The following is an 18217-nucleotide window of genomic DNA, read 5'->3' as shown; positions in this document are numbered from 1 at the left end:
TTCCTGCCATGAGCAACACGGCCTCCAACGACCGCCTGCGCACGCTCGGTTCGAAGACCGCCGGCCCCGGCCACCCCGTCTACATCACCGGCGAGATCGGCATCAACCACAACGGCGACCTGGAGAACGCCTTCGCGCTCATCGACGTGGCCGCCGACGCGGGCTGCGACGCGGTGAAGTTCCAGAAGCGCACCCCGGAGATCTGCACGCCGCGCGACCAGTGGGACATCGAGCGCGACACCCCCTGGGGCCGCATGACGTACATCGACTACCGCCACCGCGTGGAGTTCGGCGAGTCCGAGTACCGGGCCATCAGCGAGCACTGCGCCAAGCGCGGCATCGACTGGTTCGCGTCCCCGTGGGACACCGAGGCGGTCGCCTTCCTGGAGAAGTTCGACGTACCGGCCCACAAGGTCGCTTCCGCGTCCCTCACGGACGACGAGCTGCTCCGCGCCCTCCGCGCCACGGGCCGCACCGTCATCCTCTCCACGGGCATGTCCACCCCGAAGCAGATCCGCCACGCGGTCGAGGTCCTCGGCTCGGACAACATCCTGCTCTGCCACGCCACGTCGACGTACCCGGCGAAGGCCGAGGAGCTGAACCTCCGCGTCATCAACACCCTCCAGGCCGAGTACCCGAACGTCCCGATCGGCTACTCCGGCCACGAGACGGGCCTGCAGACCACCCTGGCCGCCGTGGCCCTCGGCGCCACCTTCGTCGAGCGCCACATCACCCTGGACCGCGCGATGTGGGGCTCTGACCAGGCCGCCTCGGTCGAGCCGCAGGGCCTGCAGCGCCTCGTCCGCGACATCCGCACCATCGAGGCCTCGCTCGGCGACGGCGTCAAGAAGGTGTACGAGTCCGAGCTCGGCCCGATGAAGAAGCTCCGCCGCGTCGCGGGCGTCGTCGCCGAGTCGGAGTCGGGCGACCGCGAGCCGGTCGCCGTCTGACACCCCGTGGGACGACTCGTCGGACACGGTTTCGGGCGCCGGACATGAAGTCCGGCCCGTCCGACCCGCCCGACCTCACGCCGGCGGGCACCGTCCGCCGGCACGCCGGCGCCCCCGGGACCACCGGGGCGCCGGCTTCCGCGCCCCGCAGTCCCGGGCGGCGCGCCCCGCGGTCTCCACTGCCGGAGACCGCGGCTTCGTCGGCTCCGGCCCCGGTGGCCGGAGCTTCGGCGGCTTCATGGGTGGCCGCCGCACCGCTGTGCACGGGAGGACTCATGTCAGTACGAAGCGCTCGGCGCGCCGCCACGACGACCCGGCGCGGGACGCTGGCGTTCGTGGAGTCGCCGGTGCAGTTGCTCAATGTCCTGGAGTGGGCGTACACGGCGGGGCAGGACGACTTCGAGGGCGACGAAGAGCTGACCCTCGTCGTCCTCTCGCCCACCGACCCCATGACCCGGGGCCAGCTCCGCCGCATGGCCGAACTGGCGCGCGGAGAGGGCTTCCATGTGCGCTGGGAGGAGGCGCGCGGTGGCGCCGCCGCGCCCTTCCACACGATCGGCGGCCTCGCCGGACCGCTGCGCCGGGCCCGCCGGATAGTGATCGGCGACCCGTTCTCCCGCTACGTACAACTGCTCCTGACCATCACGCGCGCCCGCGACCTGGTGGTCGTTGACGACGGCACGGCCACGATGGAGTTCATCTCCCAACTGGCGCGCGGCGAACGCCTGGTGCGCTGGCACCGGCGCGGCGGCCGCCCCGGACCGCGGGACGTGGTCTTCATGCCGGTGTCGTCGAAGGCGCGCCGCCGCCTGACGCCGAGCGCGGACGGCGACCGCCGCGTGGAGGTCTTCTCCTCCATGCCGATCGACACGGCCCCGGACGGCGTGACCGTCACGGTCAACTCCTTCGCGTGGACCCGGGCGCGCTTCGGCCCGCCCCGCATCACCAAGGGCGCGGACCTGGTCGGGACGTCGCTGGTGGAGACGGGCGTGGTGGACCTGGACCGCTACATCGAGGCAGTGGCGGCGCTGGCCCGCACGCACGGCGCGGCCCGCTACTTCGCGCACCGCCGCGAGAGCTCGGAGAAACTCCACCGCCTGGCGGTCGACACGGGCCTCCAGGTCGTACGCCCCGACCTCCCCCTGGAACTCATCGCCCGCCGCGGCCCCATCGGCCGCACCATCCTCAGCTTCCCCTCCACCGTCGTCCACACCCTCCCCCTCGCCCTGGCCGGCACGGACGTCAAGGTCGCGGTCATGGACATCGACCCCACCTGGCTCACCGACTCGGCGTCACCGCGGGCCCAGGGATTCCTGTCGGGGGTCACGGGGACGGCGCGGGACGTACAGCGACTGGCTTCGGAGGCGGCTCCGGCCGTGTCTGCTCCCCCTGCGCGCAAGCAAACGATGCCCGGATGCCCGGAACCCGCGCTTCCAGGCATCGACCGGCTCTGAACCGCCGATGAGTTGCAAATTTTGCCAAACCCCGCAGCGTAGTTGCCGCCTCGGAGTGCTGACCTGAATTCACCGGTGCACGTGTGCAGACGTGCCGCGAGGGCGGCGAATCCGCTCAGGTGCGCTCAGTGACGCAGGGCATATGCCGGGCGGAACGGGGCGGCTGTCACACCCTGTGGCCAGATTGGCTCATACCCATCCCGAGCCATGACGCAGGTCGCAGAGAGTGACATCGACCTTGATCGCGCCCGCCAGGGCGCATTGACCGCCCGATCGAACGAGGCGTTAACTCACTCCGCCGTGCAGGTTCAGTAACTCTGGGGTGGGGCTGTGGAGTTGAGACATGGCGCGCGTTCCGGCGTGCGCGTGACGGGGTGGGCGCGGCCTCGGACTGCGAACCGGGTGACCTCACCGACGCCACCGCGGCCCGCTGGCCGGATGTGCCCTGGGACTTGAACTGCAAGGCCGACACCAAGTGCAAGGGGCAGAACTCCCCGACGTTCTGGACCCGCAAGAAGCTCGGCAAGGTCACCACCCAGATCCGCGAGGGCACCGGCTACGCGAACGTCGACTCCTGGACGCTCGGCCACGACTTCACCGACAACCGCGACAGCTCGAAGTCACTGTGGCTCAACACCATCAAGCACACGGGTCACGCCGGGTCGGGCACCGCCGAACTGCCCGCGGTCGAACTCCTCGGCCAGCAGCTCCCCAACCGCGTCGACAAGCCCGGCGACAACATCCAGCCGATGAACCGCTTCCGGCTCTCCGGAGTCGCCAACGACACCGGCGGCCAGCTCAACGTCCGCTACCGCGACGCCGAATGCAAGGCCGACAGCCTTCCCGACCCGGACTCGTCGAAGAAGTCCTGCTACCCGGTCAAGTGGAACCCGCCGGGCGAGGACGAGCCGATCACCGACTGGTTCCACAAGTACCTGGTCGACCGGGTCGTGGAGAAGGACCTGACCGGCGGCGCCCCCGACATGGTCAGCGAGTACGACTTCGTCGGCGACCCGGGCTGGCGGAAAGCCAAGGCCGACGGCATCACCAAGGACGAGTACCGCACGCGCAGTGACTGGCGCGGCTACGGGAAGGTCCGCGTCACCAAGTCCGACGGCACGGTCAACGCGGCCAACCAGCGCACCGAGCACGTCTTCCTGCGCGGCCTCGGCGGCGAGGTCACCGACTCCACCGGCACCAAGCACGCCGACCCCGAGGAACTCTCCGGCCACGAGCTGGAGACGATCACCTACAACGGTGCCTTCGCGGCCGACAAGGCCGTGGAGAAGAGCATCAGCACCACCTGGTCCCGGGTCACCGCGACCCGCGTCAAGGACTGGGGCACGCGCAAGGCGCACTACGTCCGCCCCGCGAGCACATCGACGTACACAGCCCTGGAAACCGCCGGCGAGTGGCAGGAGACCAAGTCCACCCACCGCTACGACTCCGCCACCGGCCGCCCGGTGGAGACCGACGACTACGGCAAGGTCGGCGACGGCGACGACAACCAGTACCGTCGGTCAAGTACGGCTACCTGGTCCGCAAGGGCGCGCCGACCGCCGTCAAGACGGAGAAGATCGAGAACGACAACTCGTACGGCATCGAGTACTCCCTGTATGACGGCATGCTGCGGCCCCGCCAGGAGCAGGCGGAGGGGCCGGAGGGCGGGCGGCTCATCGCGGAGACGCACTACGACGGTCTCGGCAACGTGGTCGAGTCGGACGCGGACTACTACGCCAAGGGCGCACCCGCCGACGCCCTCTTCAAGCCCACCGGCGAGGTCGACGGCCGGACCCTGACCCGGTACGACGGCGCGGGCCGCAAGACGGCGGAGATCTTCCAGTCCGCGGACGTGGAGAAGTGGCGCACGATCTACGCCTACGGCGGCGACCGGGTGCATGTGGATCCGCCGGCCGGCACCGCACCCACCACGACCATCACCGACGGCCGTGACCGCACCACCGAGATTCGCCGCTACAAGGGCGACAAACCGTTGCCCACGGGCACGGCGGCCGACTACGAGTCGACGTCGTACACCTACACCCCGGCCGGAGAGCTGAGCACGGTCAAGGACGCCGCGGGCAACACCTGGTCGTACGACTACGACCAGCGCGGACGCAAGGTCGCCGGGCGGGACCCGGACACCGGTGCGTCCACGTACGCGTACGACTCCCTCGACAACCTGACCGCGACGACGGACGCCCGCGGCAAGAAGACGTCCACGAAGTTCGACGTGCTCGGACGTCCCGAGTCCACCTGGGAGGGCGAGCCGGACACCGGTACCAGGCTGACGGTCAACAGTTACGACAAGGTCGCCAAGGGCCAGTTGTACGGCACCTATCGCTACGACGAGGGCAAGCCGACCGCGGCGATCCTCAACGTCCAGCTCGACGCGATGTACCAGCCGCTCAAGACGCAGGTCGTCATCAGCGGCACGGCCGAGACCGAGCTGAAGGGCACGTACGAGTTCGGCACGTCGTACAACCCTGACGGTACGGTCGCCGCGCGCGCCTGCCGGCGGCGGGCGGGCTGCCGGCCGAGACTCTCGACTACACCTACGACGACCTGCAGCGTCCCACAGGCCTGAACACCACTCTGGGCAACCAGTCGACAGGCGCCTACGTCTCGAAGGCGTCGTACGCCCCCACGTCCCACCTCCAGCAGCTGACGCTGGGACCGACGGGCGGGGCCGGGAGCAGGACGGCGCAGCTCTCCTATGAGTACGAGCGCGGCACGGACCGTCTCACCAACTCCAGCGTGTACACGGCGGAGAACGACCTTCTGTACGACGCCGACTACACGTACGACCAGTCGGGCAACGTCACGTCCATCGCCGACACTCCGACTGGCGGTCAGTCCGACGTCCAGTGCTTCCGCTACGACTGGCAGCGGCGCCTGAAGGCGGCCTGGGCGACCTCCAACTCCTCGGACGGCGCCACGGGTACGGGCAAGCAGGAGAAGGCCTGTGCCCCCGACCCGACCCCGACGACCCTCGGCGGCCCGGGGGCCTACTGGCAGGACTTCGAGTACGACGCGTCGGGCAACCGCAGCAAGCAGACCCTGCACGGGATCAACGGCAGGCCGGACGTCACGCGCTCGTACTCGTACGGCAAGGACGCGACGGGCGACGGCGGTCCGCACACGCTGACGAAGGTGGTGCAGGACACGCCGGCGAGCGCCGCCGGACCGGCGGTCAGGTCCCAGGACGCGTACGAATACGACCGGTCGGGCAACACCGAACGGCGCACCCTCAGCGGCACGACACAGAGCCTGAGCTGGGACGCCCAGGGCAAGTTGACGAAGGCGTCCAAGGAGGGCGCGCAGGACACGTCGTACCTCTACGACACCGAGGGTGCCCGCCTCCTCCGCAAGGAGCCGGGCCAACACACCCTGTACCTGCCAGGCATGGAACTGACCCTGAACACCGCCTCGCGCTCGGTGGAGGCGACCCGCTACTACACCTTCAACGGCCAGACCGTGGCGACGCGCACGGCCAAGGGCGTCCAGTTCCTGGCGGGCGATCACCACGGCACCATGTCCCTGGCCATCGAGGCGGCATCGGGGCAGGTGACCCGGCGCCGCATGGATCCCTTCGGCAACCCGCGCGACGGGGCGCCGGGCGGCGCCTCCTGGATCGACGACAAGGGATTCCTGAACAAGCCGACCGACGCCACCACGGGCCTCACGAACATCGGCGCCCGCGAGTACGAGCCGGACAACGGCCGCTTCATCTCACCGGACCCCTTGATCGACTTCACCGACGCGCAGCAGATCAACGGCTACGCCTACGCCAGCAACAACCCCGTCACCCTGGCCGACCCCACGGGCGAGGCCCCGATCGACTGCGCCCTGATCGGCGTCTCGTGCGCCAAGAACGACAAGGGCGGGTTCGACGTCAAGACGACGGACGCCTACGCGAAGTACCACTCCGTAGGCAAGTCCGAGCCCGAGAAGAAGGCGGGCGCGGCGCGCGCGAGGGCCAACCACGAGAAAGCGACCGTGAAGTCGACCGCCAAGCAGCTCGCCGAGATCGCCGGGGAGGAGCTGGGCATCAGCAAGGCGCTCGACTGCTTCACGACGGGCAGCCTCGGCAGCACCGCGGTCGGCGTCCTCACGAATCTGGGCCCCGCGAAGATCGCCAAGCTGCTCAAGAAGTACGCGATGCACCCGAAGAAGGCCGTCGCCCTGGCCAAGCGGGTCACCGGCCTCATCACCAAGCTCAAGGACAGCTACCAGCGGTGGCGCAAGGCGGACAAGCAGGCCGACAAGCTGGAGGACCCGGCAAGGAAGAGTTGCCTCGCCAACAGCTTCACGCCCGAGACCAAAGTCCTGATGGCGGACGGCAGTACGAAGTCCATCAAGGACGTCAAGGCGGGCGACAAGGTCCTCGCCACGGACCCGGGAACCGGAAGGACAAAGGTCAAAACCGTCACCACCGAGATCACCGGCAAGGGCGCCAAGCGCCTGGTGAAGGTCACGATCGACACGAACGGCAAGAAGCCCGGCAAGCCGGCATCCGTCACGGCGACGGACGGGCACCCCTTCTGGGTCCCCGAGTTGGGCAAGTGGCTCGACGCGACCGACCTGCGGTCGGGGCAGTGGCTGCGGACGAGCGCGGGGACACATGTCCAGATCACCGCCGTCCAGCGCTGGACCCAACAGGGCGCGGTTCACAACCTGACGGTTGCGGATGTCCATACGTACTACGTGGTGGCGGGGGCCAGTCCGGTCCTTGTCCACAACTGTGACGTCACTTATGTGACGTACACCAAGACCAACCCTTCGACGGGCCAGGTCTATACCGGGCGGTCTCGTGGCCAGGGGACGCCTCAGCAGATCGTGGCTGCTCGCGACAACGGGCATCACATGACGGAGAAAGGGTTCGGTCCTGCCGTTCTCGACAAACACGCGACTGGTACCTTGCCTTTCGAGCAACGGCACAGTGATCCGGCCTACCAAGCGGTACGAGGCCGGGAGCAGCAACTGATTGATCACTTCGGTGGATCCCGCAGCGATGGAGGGACGTCGGGAAATGCCATCCGAGGTGCCGCGGCCGACAATCCATTACTGGGTCTGTTCCTCGCCGCGGCAATCAGGAAATTCGGACCCGTGGCTTGAGTACAGAGACTCGGAACAGGAAGAGAAAGCCAATGACTGTCCGCTTCGTGCCAGGTGGTGTGCTCCGGATAACCCTGCCGGGTGGTCGCCGAGCGACTGCGGTCATGCTCCGGACCCGTCCGTACGTGGCGTTCTACAGCGATCACGTGTCCGAGCCGGGTGAGGGGGCCCATGGGTTCGACGGTGAGCCGATGTTCATCCTCGCTGTGCATAAATCCGCCTACTCTTCGGGAGGGTGGGGAGGCATTGTGCGAAGGCTGCAGAGTGATCTGCTCCCTGAAGTTCCACGGTTCTTCAGACAGGACGCACTGAATCTCGCCAGCTGCGAGTTGGTGGATGCCACCGGAGAGTCGAGGCCTGCCCGCCCTGAGGAGTGTGTAGGGGGCGAGCGAGATGCGGTGTGGGAAGGAAAGCACATCGAGCAGCGGATTCTGGATTCCTATGCAGGGCGCAAGAACGCATTCCTCGATTCCTTGCAGGTGAAGATCGTGTGAGTTGATCCTCCGGAATCCCTGCGTGACGTGGTGAGACGGAAGGCCCCAAAGTGCCCGCAGCCTCGCGTCTGCGATCAGCGACGACCGGGACGCCGCAGCGCATCGCCTCGACGATCGTCGTGCCGAACGACTCCATGTCCGAGGACACTGCCGCGATGGCGCCCTAGCGCTTGACGGCCATCAGCCTGCCCGCGGCGGCGAGCAATGTGACGGCGTGAACGTTCGTGTAGCCCGCCGAAGTGGACTGCTTCCGTTGCATCTGTCGTAACTGGCCTTGTCTGTAAGTGTTTGCGACCGTCAATTGCGACGCCCGTTTCGCTCAGTGGAACTGTCTGGACCAAGGCTGTGGCCATCCCTATGGTTGGCGCTCCCTCAGATGGCCTTACAGGAGTTTGCTTTGCTGTATCGAAAGAACGTCCTGCGGTTCGGCGTGCCCGCCGCCGTGCTCGCGCTCACCCTCACCGCGTGCGGCGGTGACGACGAGTCGGACAAGTCCGACGGCAAGTCCAAGCCGGAGGCGGCCGCGTCCAAGTCCGGCGGGCCCGAGTCCGCCGCGCCCGAGTCGGGAGGTGCGCTCGCCGCGGGGGAGAGCGCCACCGGCAAGGTGGAGGAGGGTGACGCGAAGGTCACGTACGACGTCGTCGCGCAGAAGGTCGACGTGGGTACGGAGGCCGACACTCAGAAGCTGGTTCGGGACCCGAAGGAGGCCAAGGGCATGGTCCCGGCCGTCGCCCACCTGAAGTTCACGCACAAGGCCGGCGCCGCCGTGACGGAGACCCCGGACGCGGCCGACGAGACCGAGGTCTGGGCCGACGGGCGGCGCGGCGGCCTGGTGATCGGCGCCTCCGAGGACGCACCCGGCTGCGACGACCCGCTGGAGATCGAGGGCTGGAAGACGGGCGAGAGCCACGTCCTCTGCGAGACGTACTTGGTGCCCAAGGGCTCGAAGAGCCTCGAGGTCCACTGGGGCGAGGAGGACAAGGAGCCGTTCGTCTGGAAGTTCGCCGGGAAGTAGCTGGGGAGTGGCTGGGGCGCGGGGCTGCCGGGGTCGCCGGGGGCTTCGCGCGTCCGGCGCAGTCGGGAATCCGCCTATAAGGGGTTATCGTGGACCATGTCGCCCGCCCCAACAAGCGAGCATTCAGCCCCCGCTCGACCGCGGCTCTGTCCCGTCTACCCGGACGCGCCCCGGCCCCCGGCCACCCTCCTCCACCCCGAGGATGACCCTCCTCCTTCCGGAGGCCCCGCCTGACCAGGCGAGATGCCCCTCCGCATGCGGAAGGTAACCCAATTTCATACCCGCCGTACCAGTCAGACATGCGCACGCGGGCCAGCTTTCTTACCTCAATCTGGCTGAACTTTTGTTGATCGAGGGTTAGTTGACCCGTTCATCGCCCTACCCTTCACAGGGTGAACCAATTGATGTCCCGCGAGTCCGAAGCCGATTCCGAAGCCGAGTCAGCGCCCGGAGAGCTGCCCGGCGCGCTGCCCGAAGCGCTGCGCGCCGAACTCATCGCCTTCCGCCGCGACTTGCACATGCACCCCGAGCTCGGCAACCAGGAGTTCCGCACCACCGCGGCCCTCAAGGCCCGCCTGGAGCGCGCCGGGCTCGCCCCCCGCGTCCTCGGCGCCGGGACCGGACTCGTCTGTGACATCGAGAGCCAGATCGAGGGCAAGCCGGGCCCCGGCCGCTCCGGCCGCTCCGGCCGCCCCACCCGCCCCGCCCTCGCCCTGCGCGCCGACATCGACGCCCTGCCCATCCCGGACACCAAGACGGGCGTGCCGTACCGCTCCACGGTCCCCGACCGCGCCCACGCCTGCGGCCACGACGTGCACACCACCGTCGTCCTCGGTGCCGGGCTCGTCCTCGCCGAGCTGGCGAGGAGCGGACTGCTCCCGCACCCCGTGCGGCTGATCTTCCAGCCCGCCGAGGAGGTCCTCCCGGGCGGCGCCGCGGACGCCATCGAGCACGGCGTCCTGGACGGCGTCGGCCGCATCGTCGCCGTGCACTGCGACCCCCGCGTGGACGCCGGCCGCATCGGCCTGCGGCACGGGCCCATCACCTCCGCCTGCGACCGCCTGGAGGTCGCCCTCGACGGCCCCGGCGGCCACACCGCGCGGCCGCACCTGACGACCGACCTCGTCTCGGCCGCCGCCAAGGTCGTCACCGAGGTGCCCGCCCTGGTGTCCCGCCGCGTCGACGCCCGCTCCGGCCTCTCCGTCACCTGGGGCCGCGTCGAGGCCGGACACGCCTGCAACGTCATCCCGCAGCACGCCGAGCTCTCCGGCACCGTCCGCTGCCTCGACATCAACGCCTGGCGGCAGGCGCCCGACGTCGTGCACGGCGCCATCCAGGAGATCGCCGACCTCTACCGCGCCAAGTCCGAGATCAACTACGTCCGTGGCGTCCCGCCCGTCGTCAACGAACCGGGCGTCACCGACCTGCTCAGGGACGCCATGGCGGCCCGGCGCGGCGCCGCGTCCATCGAGGACACCGAGCAGAGCCTCGGCGGCGAGGACTTCTCCTGGTACCTGGAGCACGTGCCGGGCGCCATGGCCCGCCTCGGCGTCCGCACCCCGGGCGAGCGCGGCGTACGCGACCTGCACCAGGGCGACTTCGACGCCGACGAGCACGCGATCACCGTCGGCGTGGAACTCTTCACCGCCGCCGCCCTCATCGACGCCGCCACCCGTTCCGCCTGACCCCCACCACGATTGCCGATTAACGCCCGCGTAACCCGCCTTACGCGGGCGTAACCCGCCCCGCCACGAATCGATAACGGCCACCGGCGGTCGCCGTCGAACCCGTTCCCCTCCCCTTCTACGCGCGTTAATGTGCGCCGAAATCAGCGCCTTCACGGGTGCGTCGGGGAACGTTCGTAACGTGAGGGGTACGTCCTATGCGTCGGCGTGGTCAGGCGAAGGTTTCGAGGATTTCCCAAGTGGCCATGGCGGTGGCGACGTTCGCCCTCGTGGCCACCGCGTGCGGGGAGACGAGCAGCGATGCCGCCAAGGACGACAACGGCGGCAACGGCGGGAAGGGCAAGGGCACTTCGGGGAAGTACGACGGCAAGGGCATAGGCCTCGCGTACGACATCGGCGGCCAGGGCGACCAGTCCTTCAACGACGCCGCGTACACCGGCTACGAGCGCGCCCGCAAGGACTTCAAGATCGGCGGCGTGGACATGGAGCCCGGCGACGGCGAGTCCAGCGCCGACAAGACCCAGCGCATCGAGCAGCTCGCCCGGCAGGGCTACGACCCCGTGATCGGTGTCGGCTTCATCTATGCGCCCGCCATTCAAGAAGTGGCGAAGAAGTACCCGGACACGACCTTCGGGATCGTCGACGACAACACCGTCAAGGCCGACAACGTCGCCGATCTCGTATTCCACGAGGAGCAGGGCTCCTATCTCGCCGGCGTCGCCGCCGCGAAGACGACCAAGGTCAAACACGTCGGATTCATCGGCGGCGTGGACATTCCGATCATTCACAAATTCGAGGCCGGGTTCGTGCAGGGCGTGAAGTCGGTCGACCCGAAGATCAAAATCGAGAAGCGGTATTTGACGGAAAAGCCGGAGGAGGGCGGGTTCGCCAGCCCCGACAAGGGCCAGGACGCCGCGAGCGGCCAGCTCGAGGCCGGGGCCGACGTGCTCTACCACGCGGCGGGCCTCTCCGGCCAGGGCGTGATCCAGGAAGCCGGCTCGCAGAAGAAGTGGGCGATCGGCGTCGACTCCGACCAGTACCGGCAGAAGGCCCTCGCCAAGTACAGGAAGTACATCCTCGGCTCGGCCTTCAAGGACGTCGGCGGCGCCGTCTACGACCTCACCAAGTCCGTCGTCGACGGCAAACCGATGAGCGGCACCCAGCGGTACGACCTCAAGTCGGGGCGGGTCGGGTTCTCCGACTCCAATCCGGCGTACAAGGACATGAAGGACGTAGTGGCCGCGGTCGAGCAGGCCAAGAAAGACATCATCGGCGGCAAGGTGAAGGTCAAGACCCGGCCTTGATCCGGGTTTTGTGCGATGTGTCCGACGTCGTACGTATAACGGCGTCGGATTCCCGCCCGGGCGTCGTACGTATAACCCGTTGCGCCCTCGCGAATTCGCCGCAGTTCAGGCGTCCTGGGGCCGACACACCCGGCCGTCATCCGCCCGATGCCTGCTGGCCACAGCTCGATAACGGAGCGGACAGAAGGGTTCTTATGTCAGGTCTACGCGCGTTACGCTGCGGCGAAATCAGCGCCGGGTGAGGCGCACTGCACGTACGTGGCACGTCGTACGTGACACGCAGGTGTTCCAGGTCCACACATCAACGTGGTCCACCCGTCACGTTCGTCATCACGTCCTTGTACATAAGGAGTTCGTCTCTATGCGCCGGGTGTCCCGAATCGCGCTCGCGTCTGCCGCGACCGCCGCTCTCGCCGTTTCCGCCACCGCCTGTGGCGGTACCTCCAGCGACGCCGCCAAGAGCGAGGACGGCAAGAGCAAGGGCGTCGCCATCGCGTACGACATCGGCGGCGAGGGCGACCAGTCCTTCAACGACGCCGCGACCGCCGGCATGAACAAGGCCGCCAAGGACCTCAAGGTCGGCAAGAAGGCGGTCGAGCCGAACGACGGCGAGTCCGACGCCGACAAGATCCAGCGCCTCACCGAGCTGGCCAAGCAGGGCTACAACCCGGTGATCGGTGTCGGCTTCGCCTACGCGCCCGCCGTCAAGGAGGTCGCGGCCAAGCACCCGGACGTCACCTTCGGCATCGTCGACGACGCCACCATCAAGGCCGACAACGTCGCCGACCTGGTCTTCAGCGAGGAGCAGGCCTCGTACCTGGCCGGTGTCGCCGCCGCCAAGGCCACCAAGTCCAAGACCGTCGGCTTCATCGGCGGCGTCGACAACCCGCTGATCCGCAAGTTCGAGGCGGGCTTCGTCCAGGGCGTCCAGGCCACCGACAAGTCGGTCAAGATCAAGCGCCAGTTCCTCACCGAGAAGGCCGAGGACGGCGGCTTCTCCAGCCCGGACAAGGGCAAGGAGGCGGCCAGCGGCCAGATCGAGGACGGCGCCGACGTGGTCTACCACGCGTCCGGCCTCTCCGGTCAGGGCGTCATCGAGGCCGCCGCCGCCAAGAAGGTGTGGGCGATCGGCGTCGACTCCGACCAGTACCGGCAGAAGGCCCTCGCCAAGTACAAGAAGTACATCCTGACCTCGGCCACCAAGGACGTCGCCGGCGCGGTGTACAACCTGGTGAAGTCGGTGAAGGATGACAAGGCCGAGGGCGGCGTCGTCCGCGCGGACCTCAAGTCCGGCGGTGTCGGCCTCGCCGACTCGAACCCCGAGTTCAAGAACATGAAGGACCTGCAGGCCGAGCTGAAGAAGGCCGAGCAGGGCATCACCAGCGGCAAGATCAAGGTCAAGACGGCGCTGTAATGGCGGCGTGACGGCTGCGCGACGGGGTGCGAGGACGATGCTTCCTCGCGCCCCGTTCGCGCGGCCGAGGCGTCAACTGCCTTGCCTGTTCCGGGGTTTGATCACCAGACCCCGAACCCCGGATCTCCGAACCCCGGACCACCGGACCCTCCGGACCCCCGGACCCCCAGCCGAGAAGACAGGGCCACACCGCGTGTGCGGCGCAGGCCCCTTTCCTTAGTCCCCGAGGAGAGTGCGCCATCGACGCGTCCACCAGCCCTCCGCCCACCGACCGGCCCGGGACGACGGCCTGCGCCGTCGAACTCACGGGCATCACCAAGCGGTTCCCGGGCGTCGTGGCCAACCACGACATCCACCTGAGCGTCCACAAGGGCACCGTCCACGCCCTCGTCGGCGAGAACGGCGCCGGCAAGTCGACCCTGATGAAGATCCTCTACGGCATGCAGAAGCCGGACGAGGGCACCATCACTGTCGACGGGACCCAGGTCTCCTTCACCAGCCCCGCCGACGCCATCGCGCGCGGCATCGGCATGGTGCACCAGCACTTCATGCTGGCCGACCAGCTGACGGTCCTGGAGAACATCGTGCTCGGCAGCGAGAAGCTGTACGGCATCGGTGCCGGGGCCCGCCGCAAGATCACCGAGATCTCCGACCGGTACGGACTCGGGGTGCGCCCCGACGCGTACGTCGAGGACCTCGGCGTCGCCGACCGCCAGCGCGTGGAGATCCTGAAGGTGCTCTACCGGGGCGCCACCACCCTCATCCTCGACGAGCCGACCGCCGTGCTCGTCCCGCAGGAGGTCGACGCGCTCTTCGACAACCTGCGCGAGCTCAAGTCCGAGGGCCTGTCCGTCATCTTCATCTCGCACAAGCTCGGTGAAGTCCTGTCCGTCGCCGACGACATCACCGTCATCCGGCGCGGTACGACGGTGGGCACGGCCATCCCGTCCGAGACCACGCCGCGCCAGCTCGCCGAGCTGATGGTGGGCAGCGAGCTGCCGACCCCGGAGACCGCCGAGTCGACGGTCACCGACCGGCCGATGATCGAGGTCGAGGGCCTGAAGCTGCTCGCCGCGGGCTCGGACCTGCCGCTGCTCGACGACATCTCCTTCACCATCCACGAGGGCGAGGTCCTCGGCCTCGCGGGCGTCGAGGGCAACGGCCAGACCGAGCTCATCGACGCCCTCATCGGCCTCAAGCACGCCGACTCCGGCGTCATCCGCATGGCCGGCGAGGACATCACCGACTGGGTCACCCGCAGGCGCCGCGAGGGCGGCGTCGGCTACATCCCCGAGGACCGCCACCGCCACGGCCTGCTCCTGGAGTCCCCGCTCTGGGAGAACCGCATCCTCGGCCACGTCAGCGAGCGGCCCAACGTCCGCGGCAAGGGCGGCTTCTGGCTGGATATCAAGGGCGCGCAGACCGACACCCGGCGCATCGTCGAGGAGTACGACGTCCGTACGCCCGGCATCGACGTCACCGCGGCCTCGCTGTCCGGCGGCAACCAGCAGAAGCTGATCGTCGGCCGCGAGATGAGCCACAAGCCGCGCTTCCTCATCGCCGCCCACCCCACGCGCGGCGTGGACGTCGGCGCGCAGGCGCAGATCTGGGACCAGATCCGCGAGGCGCGCCGCGAGGGCCTCGCGGTGCTCCTGATCTCCGCCGACCTGGACGAGCTGATCGGCCTGTCCGACACCCTCCGCGTGATCTACCGGGGCCGCCTGGTCGCCGACGCCGACCCCGCGTCGGTCACGCCGGAGGAGCTGGGCTCGGCGATGACGGGCGCGGCGTCCGGTCACCTGGAACACGTCGAGGAACCCGCCGCGGCGCAGGCCGCGGAGACCGCCGGAGCCCCGGACACAGAGGAAGCAGCCGAAGCCCCGGAGGACGAGGCCCGATGAAGAAGTTCGACAAGGAGCGCGTGCTCCTCGCGGTGGCCGGTCCGGTCATCGCGCTCGTCGCGGCCATGGTGCTGACCTCGGTCGTCCTGGTCGCCTCGGGCAAGAGCCCGATCGAGCCGTACAGCCTGATGTTCGAGCAGGCCACGTTCTCCGACATCCAGGTGCTCATCATCAACGAGGCCGGGATGTACTACCTGGCGGCGCTCGCCGTCGCCATCGGCTTCCGGATGAACCTGTTCAACATCGGCGTGGACGGCCAGTACCGCCTCGCCGCGATGGTCACCGCGGTAGTCGGGGCGCACGTGTCGCTGCCCGCGGGACTCCAGATCCCGCTCCTCATCCTGGTCGCCATGCTCACCGGCGCCTTCTGGTCGGGCATCGCGGGCATCCTGAAGACCACGCGCGGCGTCAGCGAGGTCGTGGCCACGATCATGCTGAACGCCATCGCGACGAGCGTCATCGGCTACCTCACGCTCGACGAGAACTTCGGCGTCCCGGTCGGCAACAACCAGACCACCGGCGTCATGCACAAGTCCGGCTGGTTCCCCGGCATCGACATGGGCGCCTCCGGCGAGATCTACGGCTTCGTGGTCATCGCCGCCCTCGCGGGCGTCCTGTACTGGCTGATCCTCAACCGCACCCGCTTCGGCTTCGACCTGCGCGCCACCGGCGCCTCGCAGTCCGCCGCCGCGGCCTCCGGTGTGAACGCCAAGCGCATGGTGCTCACCGCCATGCTGATCTCCGGCGCGGTCGCGGGCCTCGCGGGCATGCCGATCCTGCTCGGCGACGTGCACACGTACAGCCTGAGCTTCCCGACCGGACTCGGCTTCACCGGCATCACCATCGCCCTGCTCGGCCGCAACAGCCCCGTCGGCATCGCCTTCGCGGCCCTCCTCGTCGCGTTCCTCGCCAAGGCGTCCCCGGCGCTCGACTACAAGGGGTACGACAAGGAGATCGCGGTCATCATGCAGGGCCTGATCGTGATCGCCGTCGTCGTCTCGTACGAAGCCGTACGCCGCTGGGGCCTCAGCCGCCAGCAGCAGCGCGTCGGCGAGGAACTGGCCGCCGCGGCGCGCGCGGCGGGCGCCGGCAACGGCAACAACGGCAACAACGACTCCGTGAAGGAGGTGGCTGCCCGATGAGCACGGCAACCGTCACCAAGGCCGCGCCCGCGTCTCCCGCGCCGGGCCGCCGCCGCGTCTCGCTCCCCGTCCTGCTCCTGATCATCGCGGGCGTCCTCGTCCTGACCTCCGTGGTCCGGCTGATCACCGACGCCCACGGCATCACCTCCACCGGCCAGATGTCCGGCGCCCTGCGCCTTGCCGTGCCGATCGGCCTCGCGGGCCTCGGCGGCCTGTGGGCCGAGCGCGCGGGCGTGGTCAACATCGGCCTCGAGGGCATGCTGATCCTCGGCACGTGGTTCGGTGCCTGGGCGGGCTTCCAGTGGGGCCCGTGGGTGGGCATCGTCTTCGGCATCCTCGGCGGGGCGCTCGGCGGCCTGCTGCACGCGATCGTCACGGTCACGTTCAACGTCAACCACATCGTCTCGGGTGTGGCCCTGAACATCCTGGCCCTGGGCACGACCCGCTACCTGTCCACCTTCGCCTTCGAGGGCGAGGAGGGCGGCACGTCGAAGCAGTCGCCGGGCGTGGACTCCCTCGGCAAATTCTCGGTCCCGGGCCTGTCCGACTGGCTCCAGGACCTCAACCAGAAGCACTGGTTCCTGGTCTCCGACCTCGCGGGCCTGCTCGGCGGCCTGCTCACGGATGTCTCGCCGCTGACGCTGATCGCCGTCGCGATGGTGCCGCTGAGCTGGTTCATCCTGTGGCGTACAGCCTTCGGCCTGCGGCTGCGCTCCTGCGGCGAGAACCCGATCGCGGCGGAGTCGCTCGGCGTCAACGTCTACAAGTACAAGTACCTGGCGGTCGTGATCTCCGGCGGCTTGGCGGGCTTGGGCGGCGCATTCCTGTCCTTGGTGGCGTCGAACATCTATCTCGAAGGCCAGACCGGCGGCCGCGGCTATATCGGCCTCGCCGCCATGATCTTCGGCAACTGGATGCCGGGCGGACTCGCGCTCGGCGCGGGCCTGTTCGGTTACACCGACAGCCTGAAGCTGCGGGGCGGCGGCACGAATGTCCACGCCCTGCTGCTGCTGATCGCCATCCTTCTCCTCATCGGCGCGGCCTACCTGATCTGGCGCAAGCGCTACGTCCCCGCGGTGATCACCGCGGCGGTCTCGGCGCTGATGTTCCTCTGGTACGGCCTCACCGACGAGGTGCCGAACCAGGTCGTGACGGCGACGCCGTACGTCGTCACCCTGCTGGTGCTCTCGCTCTCCGCCCAACGCCTGCGGATGCCGAAGGCGGACGGGATGCCGTACCGGAAGGGACAAGGGAAATGACCGCTGCCGCGGAGGTCGACTGGGAGGCGCTGAGGGATGCCGCGCGCGACGCCATGTCCCGTGCGTACGCGCCCTACTCGGGTTTCCCGGTCGGCGCCGCGGCCCTGGTCGACGACGGCCGCACCGTCACCGGCTGCAACGTCGAGAACGCCTCGTACGGCCTCGGCCTGTGCGCCGAGTGCGGCCTGGTCTCCCAGCTCCGGCTCACCGGCGGCGGCCGCCTCACGCACTTCACCTGCGTGGACGGCAAGGGCGCCGTCCTGATGCCGTGCGGACGCTGCAGGCAGCTCCTGTACGAGTTCGGCGGCCCGGGGCTGCTCCTTGAGACGTCGTCCGGGGTGCGGTCGCTGGGGGAGATGCTGCCGGACGCGTTCGGTCCTGAGCACCTGGCTGGACGGGGCAACTGAACGAGGCCCCCGCCGAGTTGGCGGGGGCCTTTCCGCAAGGTGGCTCTATGCGCGTAGAGTCACGCTCTACGTAA

General features: G+C 68.8%; 14 protein-coding genes and 1 pseudogene. 14 read left to right on the top strand and 1 reads right to left on the bottom strand.

Going from position 1 to position 18217, the window contains the following annotated elements:
* The first annotated feature begins 8 nt into the window (after nt 1-8).
* From AC0KTA_RS14090 to AC0KTA_RS14065, 6 genes are all read left to right on the top strand, one after another.
* The gene (locus AC0KTA_RS14090) at nt 9-950 is read left to right on the top strand and encodes an N-acetylneuraminate synthase family protein (RefSeq protein WP_481055476.1); all 942 of its coding nucleotides are present in this window, start codon (nt 9-11) and stop codon (nt 948-950) included.
* A 275-nt stretch (nt 951-1225) separates the two neighbouring features.
* Nucleotides 1226-2404 (top strand): hypothetical protein, encoded by a 1179-nt coding sequence (locus AC0KTA_RS14085; RefSeq protein WP_481055475.1) that lies wholly within the window; start codon nt 1226-1228, stop codon nt 2402-2404.
* A gap of 374 nt (nt 2405-2778) precedes the next feature.
* Complete coding sequence (locus tag AC0KTA_RS14080; protein WP_481055474.1) at nt 2779-4203, top strand: hypothetical protein; 1425 nt, start codon at nt 2779-2781, stop codon at nt 4201-4203.
* On the top strand, nt 4113-4991 hold the full coding sequence (locus AC0KTA_RS14075) for a hypothetical protein (protein WP_481055473.1): 879 nt from the start codon (nt 4113-4115) through the stop codon (nt 4989-4991). The genes AC0KTA_RS14080 and AC0KTA_RS14075 overlap by 91 nt, the downstream gene beginning before the upstream one ends.
* 170 nt (nt 4992-5161) lie before the next feature.
* Nucleotides 5162-7522 carry a polymorphic toxin-type HINT domain-containing protein gene (locus AC0KTA_RS14070; protein ID WP_481055472.1) on the top strand — a complete coding sequence of 787 codons (2361 nt, stop codon included), beginning with the start codon at nt 5162-5164 and terminating at the stop codon, nt 7520-7522.
* 125 nt (nt 7523-7647) lie between these two features.
* Nucleotides 7648-8016, top strand: coding sequence for a hypothetical protein (locus AC0KTA_RS14065; protein WP_481055471.1), 369 nt, complete (start codon nt 7648-7650; stop codon nt 8014-8016).
* Between the two features lie 76 nt (nt 8017-8092).
* Here AC0KTA_RS14065 and AC0KTA_RS14060 read toward each other — a convergent pair.
* Nucleotides 8093-8179, bottom strand: a pseudogene (locus AC0KTA_RS14060) (glycosyltransferase); the annotation flags it as partial.
* A gap of 234 nt (nt 8180-8413) precedes the next feature.
* Here AC0KTA_RS14060 and AC0KTA_RS14055 point away from each other — a divergent pair.
* The 8 genes from AC0KTA_RS14055 to AC0KTA_RS14020 all read left to right on the top strand — a co-directional run bounded on the left by AC0KTA_RS14055 (nt 8414) and on the right by AC0KTA_RS14020 (nt 18143).
* A complete protein-coding gene (locus AC0KTA_RS14055; protein ID WP_481055470.1) occupies nt 8414-9031 on the top strand; it encodes a hypothetical protein in 618 nt (205 codons plus the stop codon).
* Nucleotides 9032-9435: 404 nt separating this feature from the next.
* Nucleotides 9436-10716 (top strand): amidohydrolase, encoded by a 1281-nt coding sequence (locus AC0KTA_RS14050; protein WP_481056419.1) that lies wholly within the window; start codon nt 9436-9438, stop codon nt 10714-10716.
* A 245-nt stretch (nt 10717-10961) separates the two neighbouring features.
* Complete coding sequence (locus AC0KTA_RS14045; protein ID WP_481056418.1) at nt 10962-12020, top strand: BMP family lipoprotein; 1059 nt, start codon at nt 10962-10964, stop codon at nt 12018-12020.
* Between the two features lie 361 nt (nt 12021-12381).
* Nucleotides 12382-13434 (top strand): BMP family lipoprotein, encoded by a 1053-nt coding sequence (locus AC0KTA_RS14040; RefSeq protein WP_481055469.1) that lies wholly within the window; start codon nt 12382-12384, stop codon nt 13432-13434.
* A gap of 239 nt (nt 13435-13673) precedes the next feature.
* The gene (locus tag AC0KTA_RS14035) at nt 13674-15335 is read left to right on the top strand and encodes an ABC transporter ATP-binding protein (protein WP_481056417.1); all 1662 of its coding nucleotides are present in this window, start codon (nt 13674-13676) and stop codon (nt 15333-15335) included.
* On the top strand, nt 15332-16477 hold the full coding sequence (locus AC0KTA_RS14030; RefSeq protein ID WP_481055468.1) for an ABC transporter permease: 1146 nt from the start codon (nt 15332-15334) through the stop codon (nt 16475-16477). The genes AC0KTA_RS14035 and AC0KTA_RS14030 overlap by 4 nt, the downstream gene beginning before the upstream one ends.
* Nucleotides 16474-17736 (top strand): ABC transporter permease, encoded by a 1263-nt coding sequence (locus tag AC0KTA_RS14025; protein ID WP_481055467.1) that lies wholly within the window; start codon nt 16474-16476, stop codon nt 17734-17736. The genes AC0KTA_RS14030 and AC0KTA_RS14025 overlap by 4 nt, the downstream gene beginning before the upstream one ends.
* Nucleotides 17733-18143 (top strand): cytidine deaminase, encoded by a 411-nt coding sequence (locus AC0KTA_RS14020; RefSeq protein ID WP_481055466.1) that lies wholly within the window; start codon nt 17733-17735, stop codon nt 18141-18143. Before AC0KTA_RS14025 ends, AC0KTA_RS14020 begins: the two co-directional genes overlap by 4 nt.
* Nucleotides 18144-18217 lie beyond the last annotated feature (74 nt).

The sequence above is a fragment of the Streptomyces sp. Y309 genome, from assembly GCF_056712025.1.
Note: the sequence above shows the minus strand (reverse complement) of the source record. Positions and strands in the feature narration are given on the sequence as shown.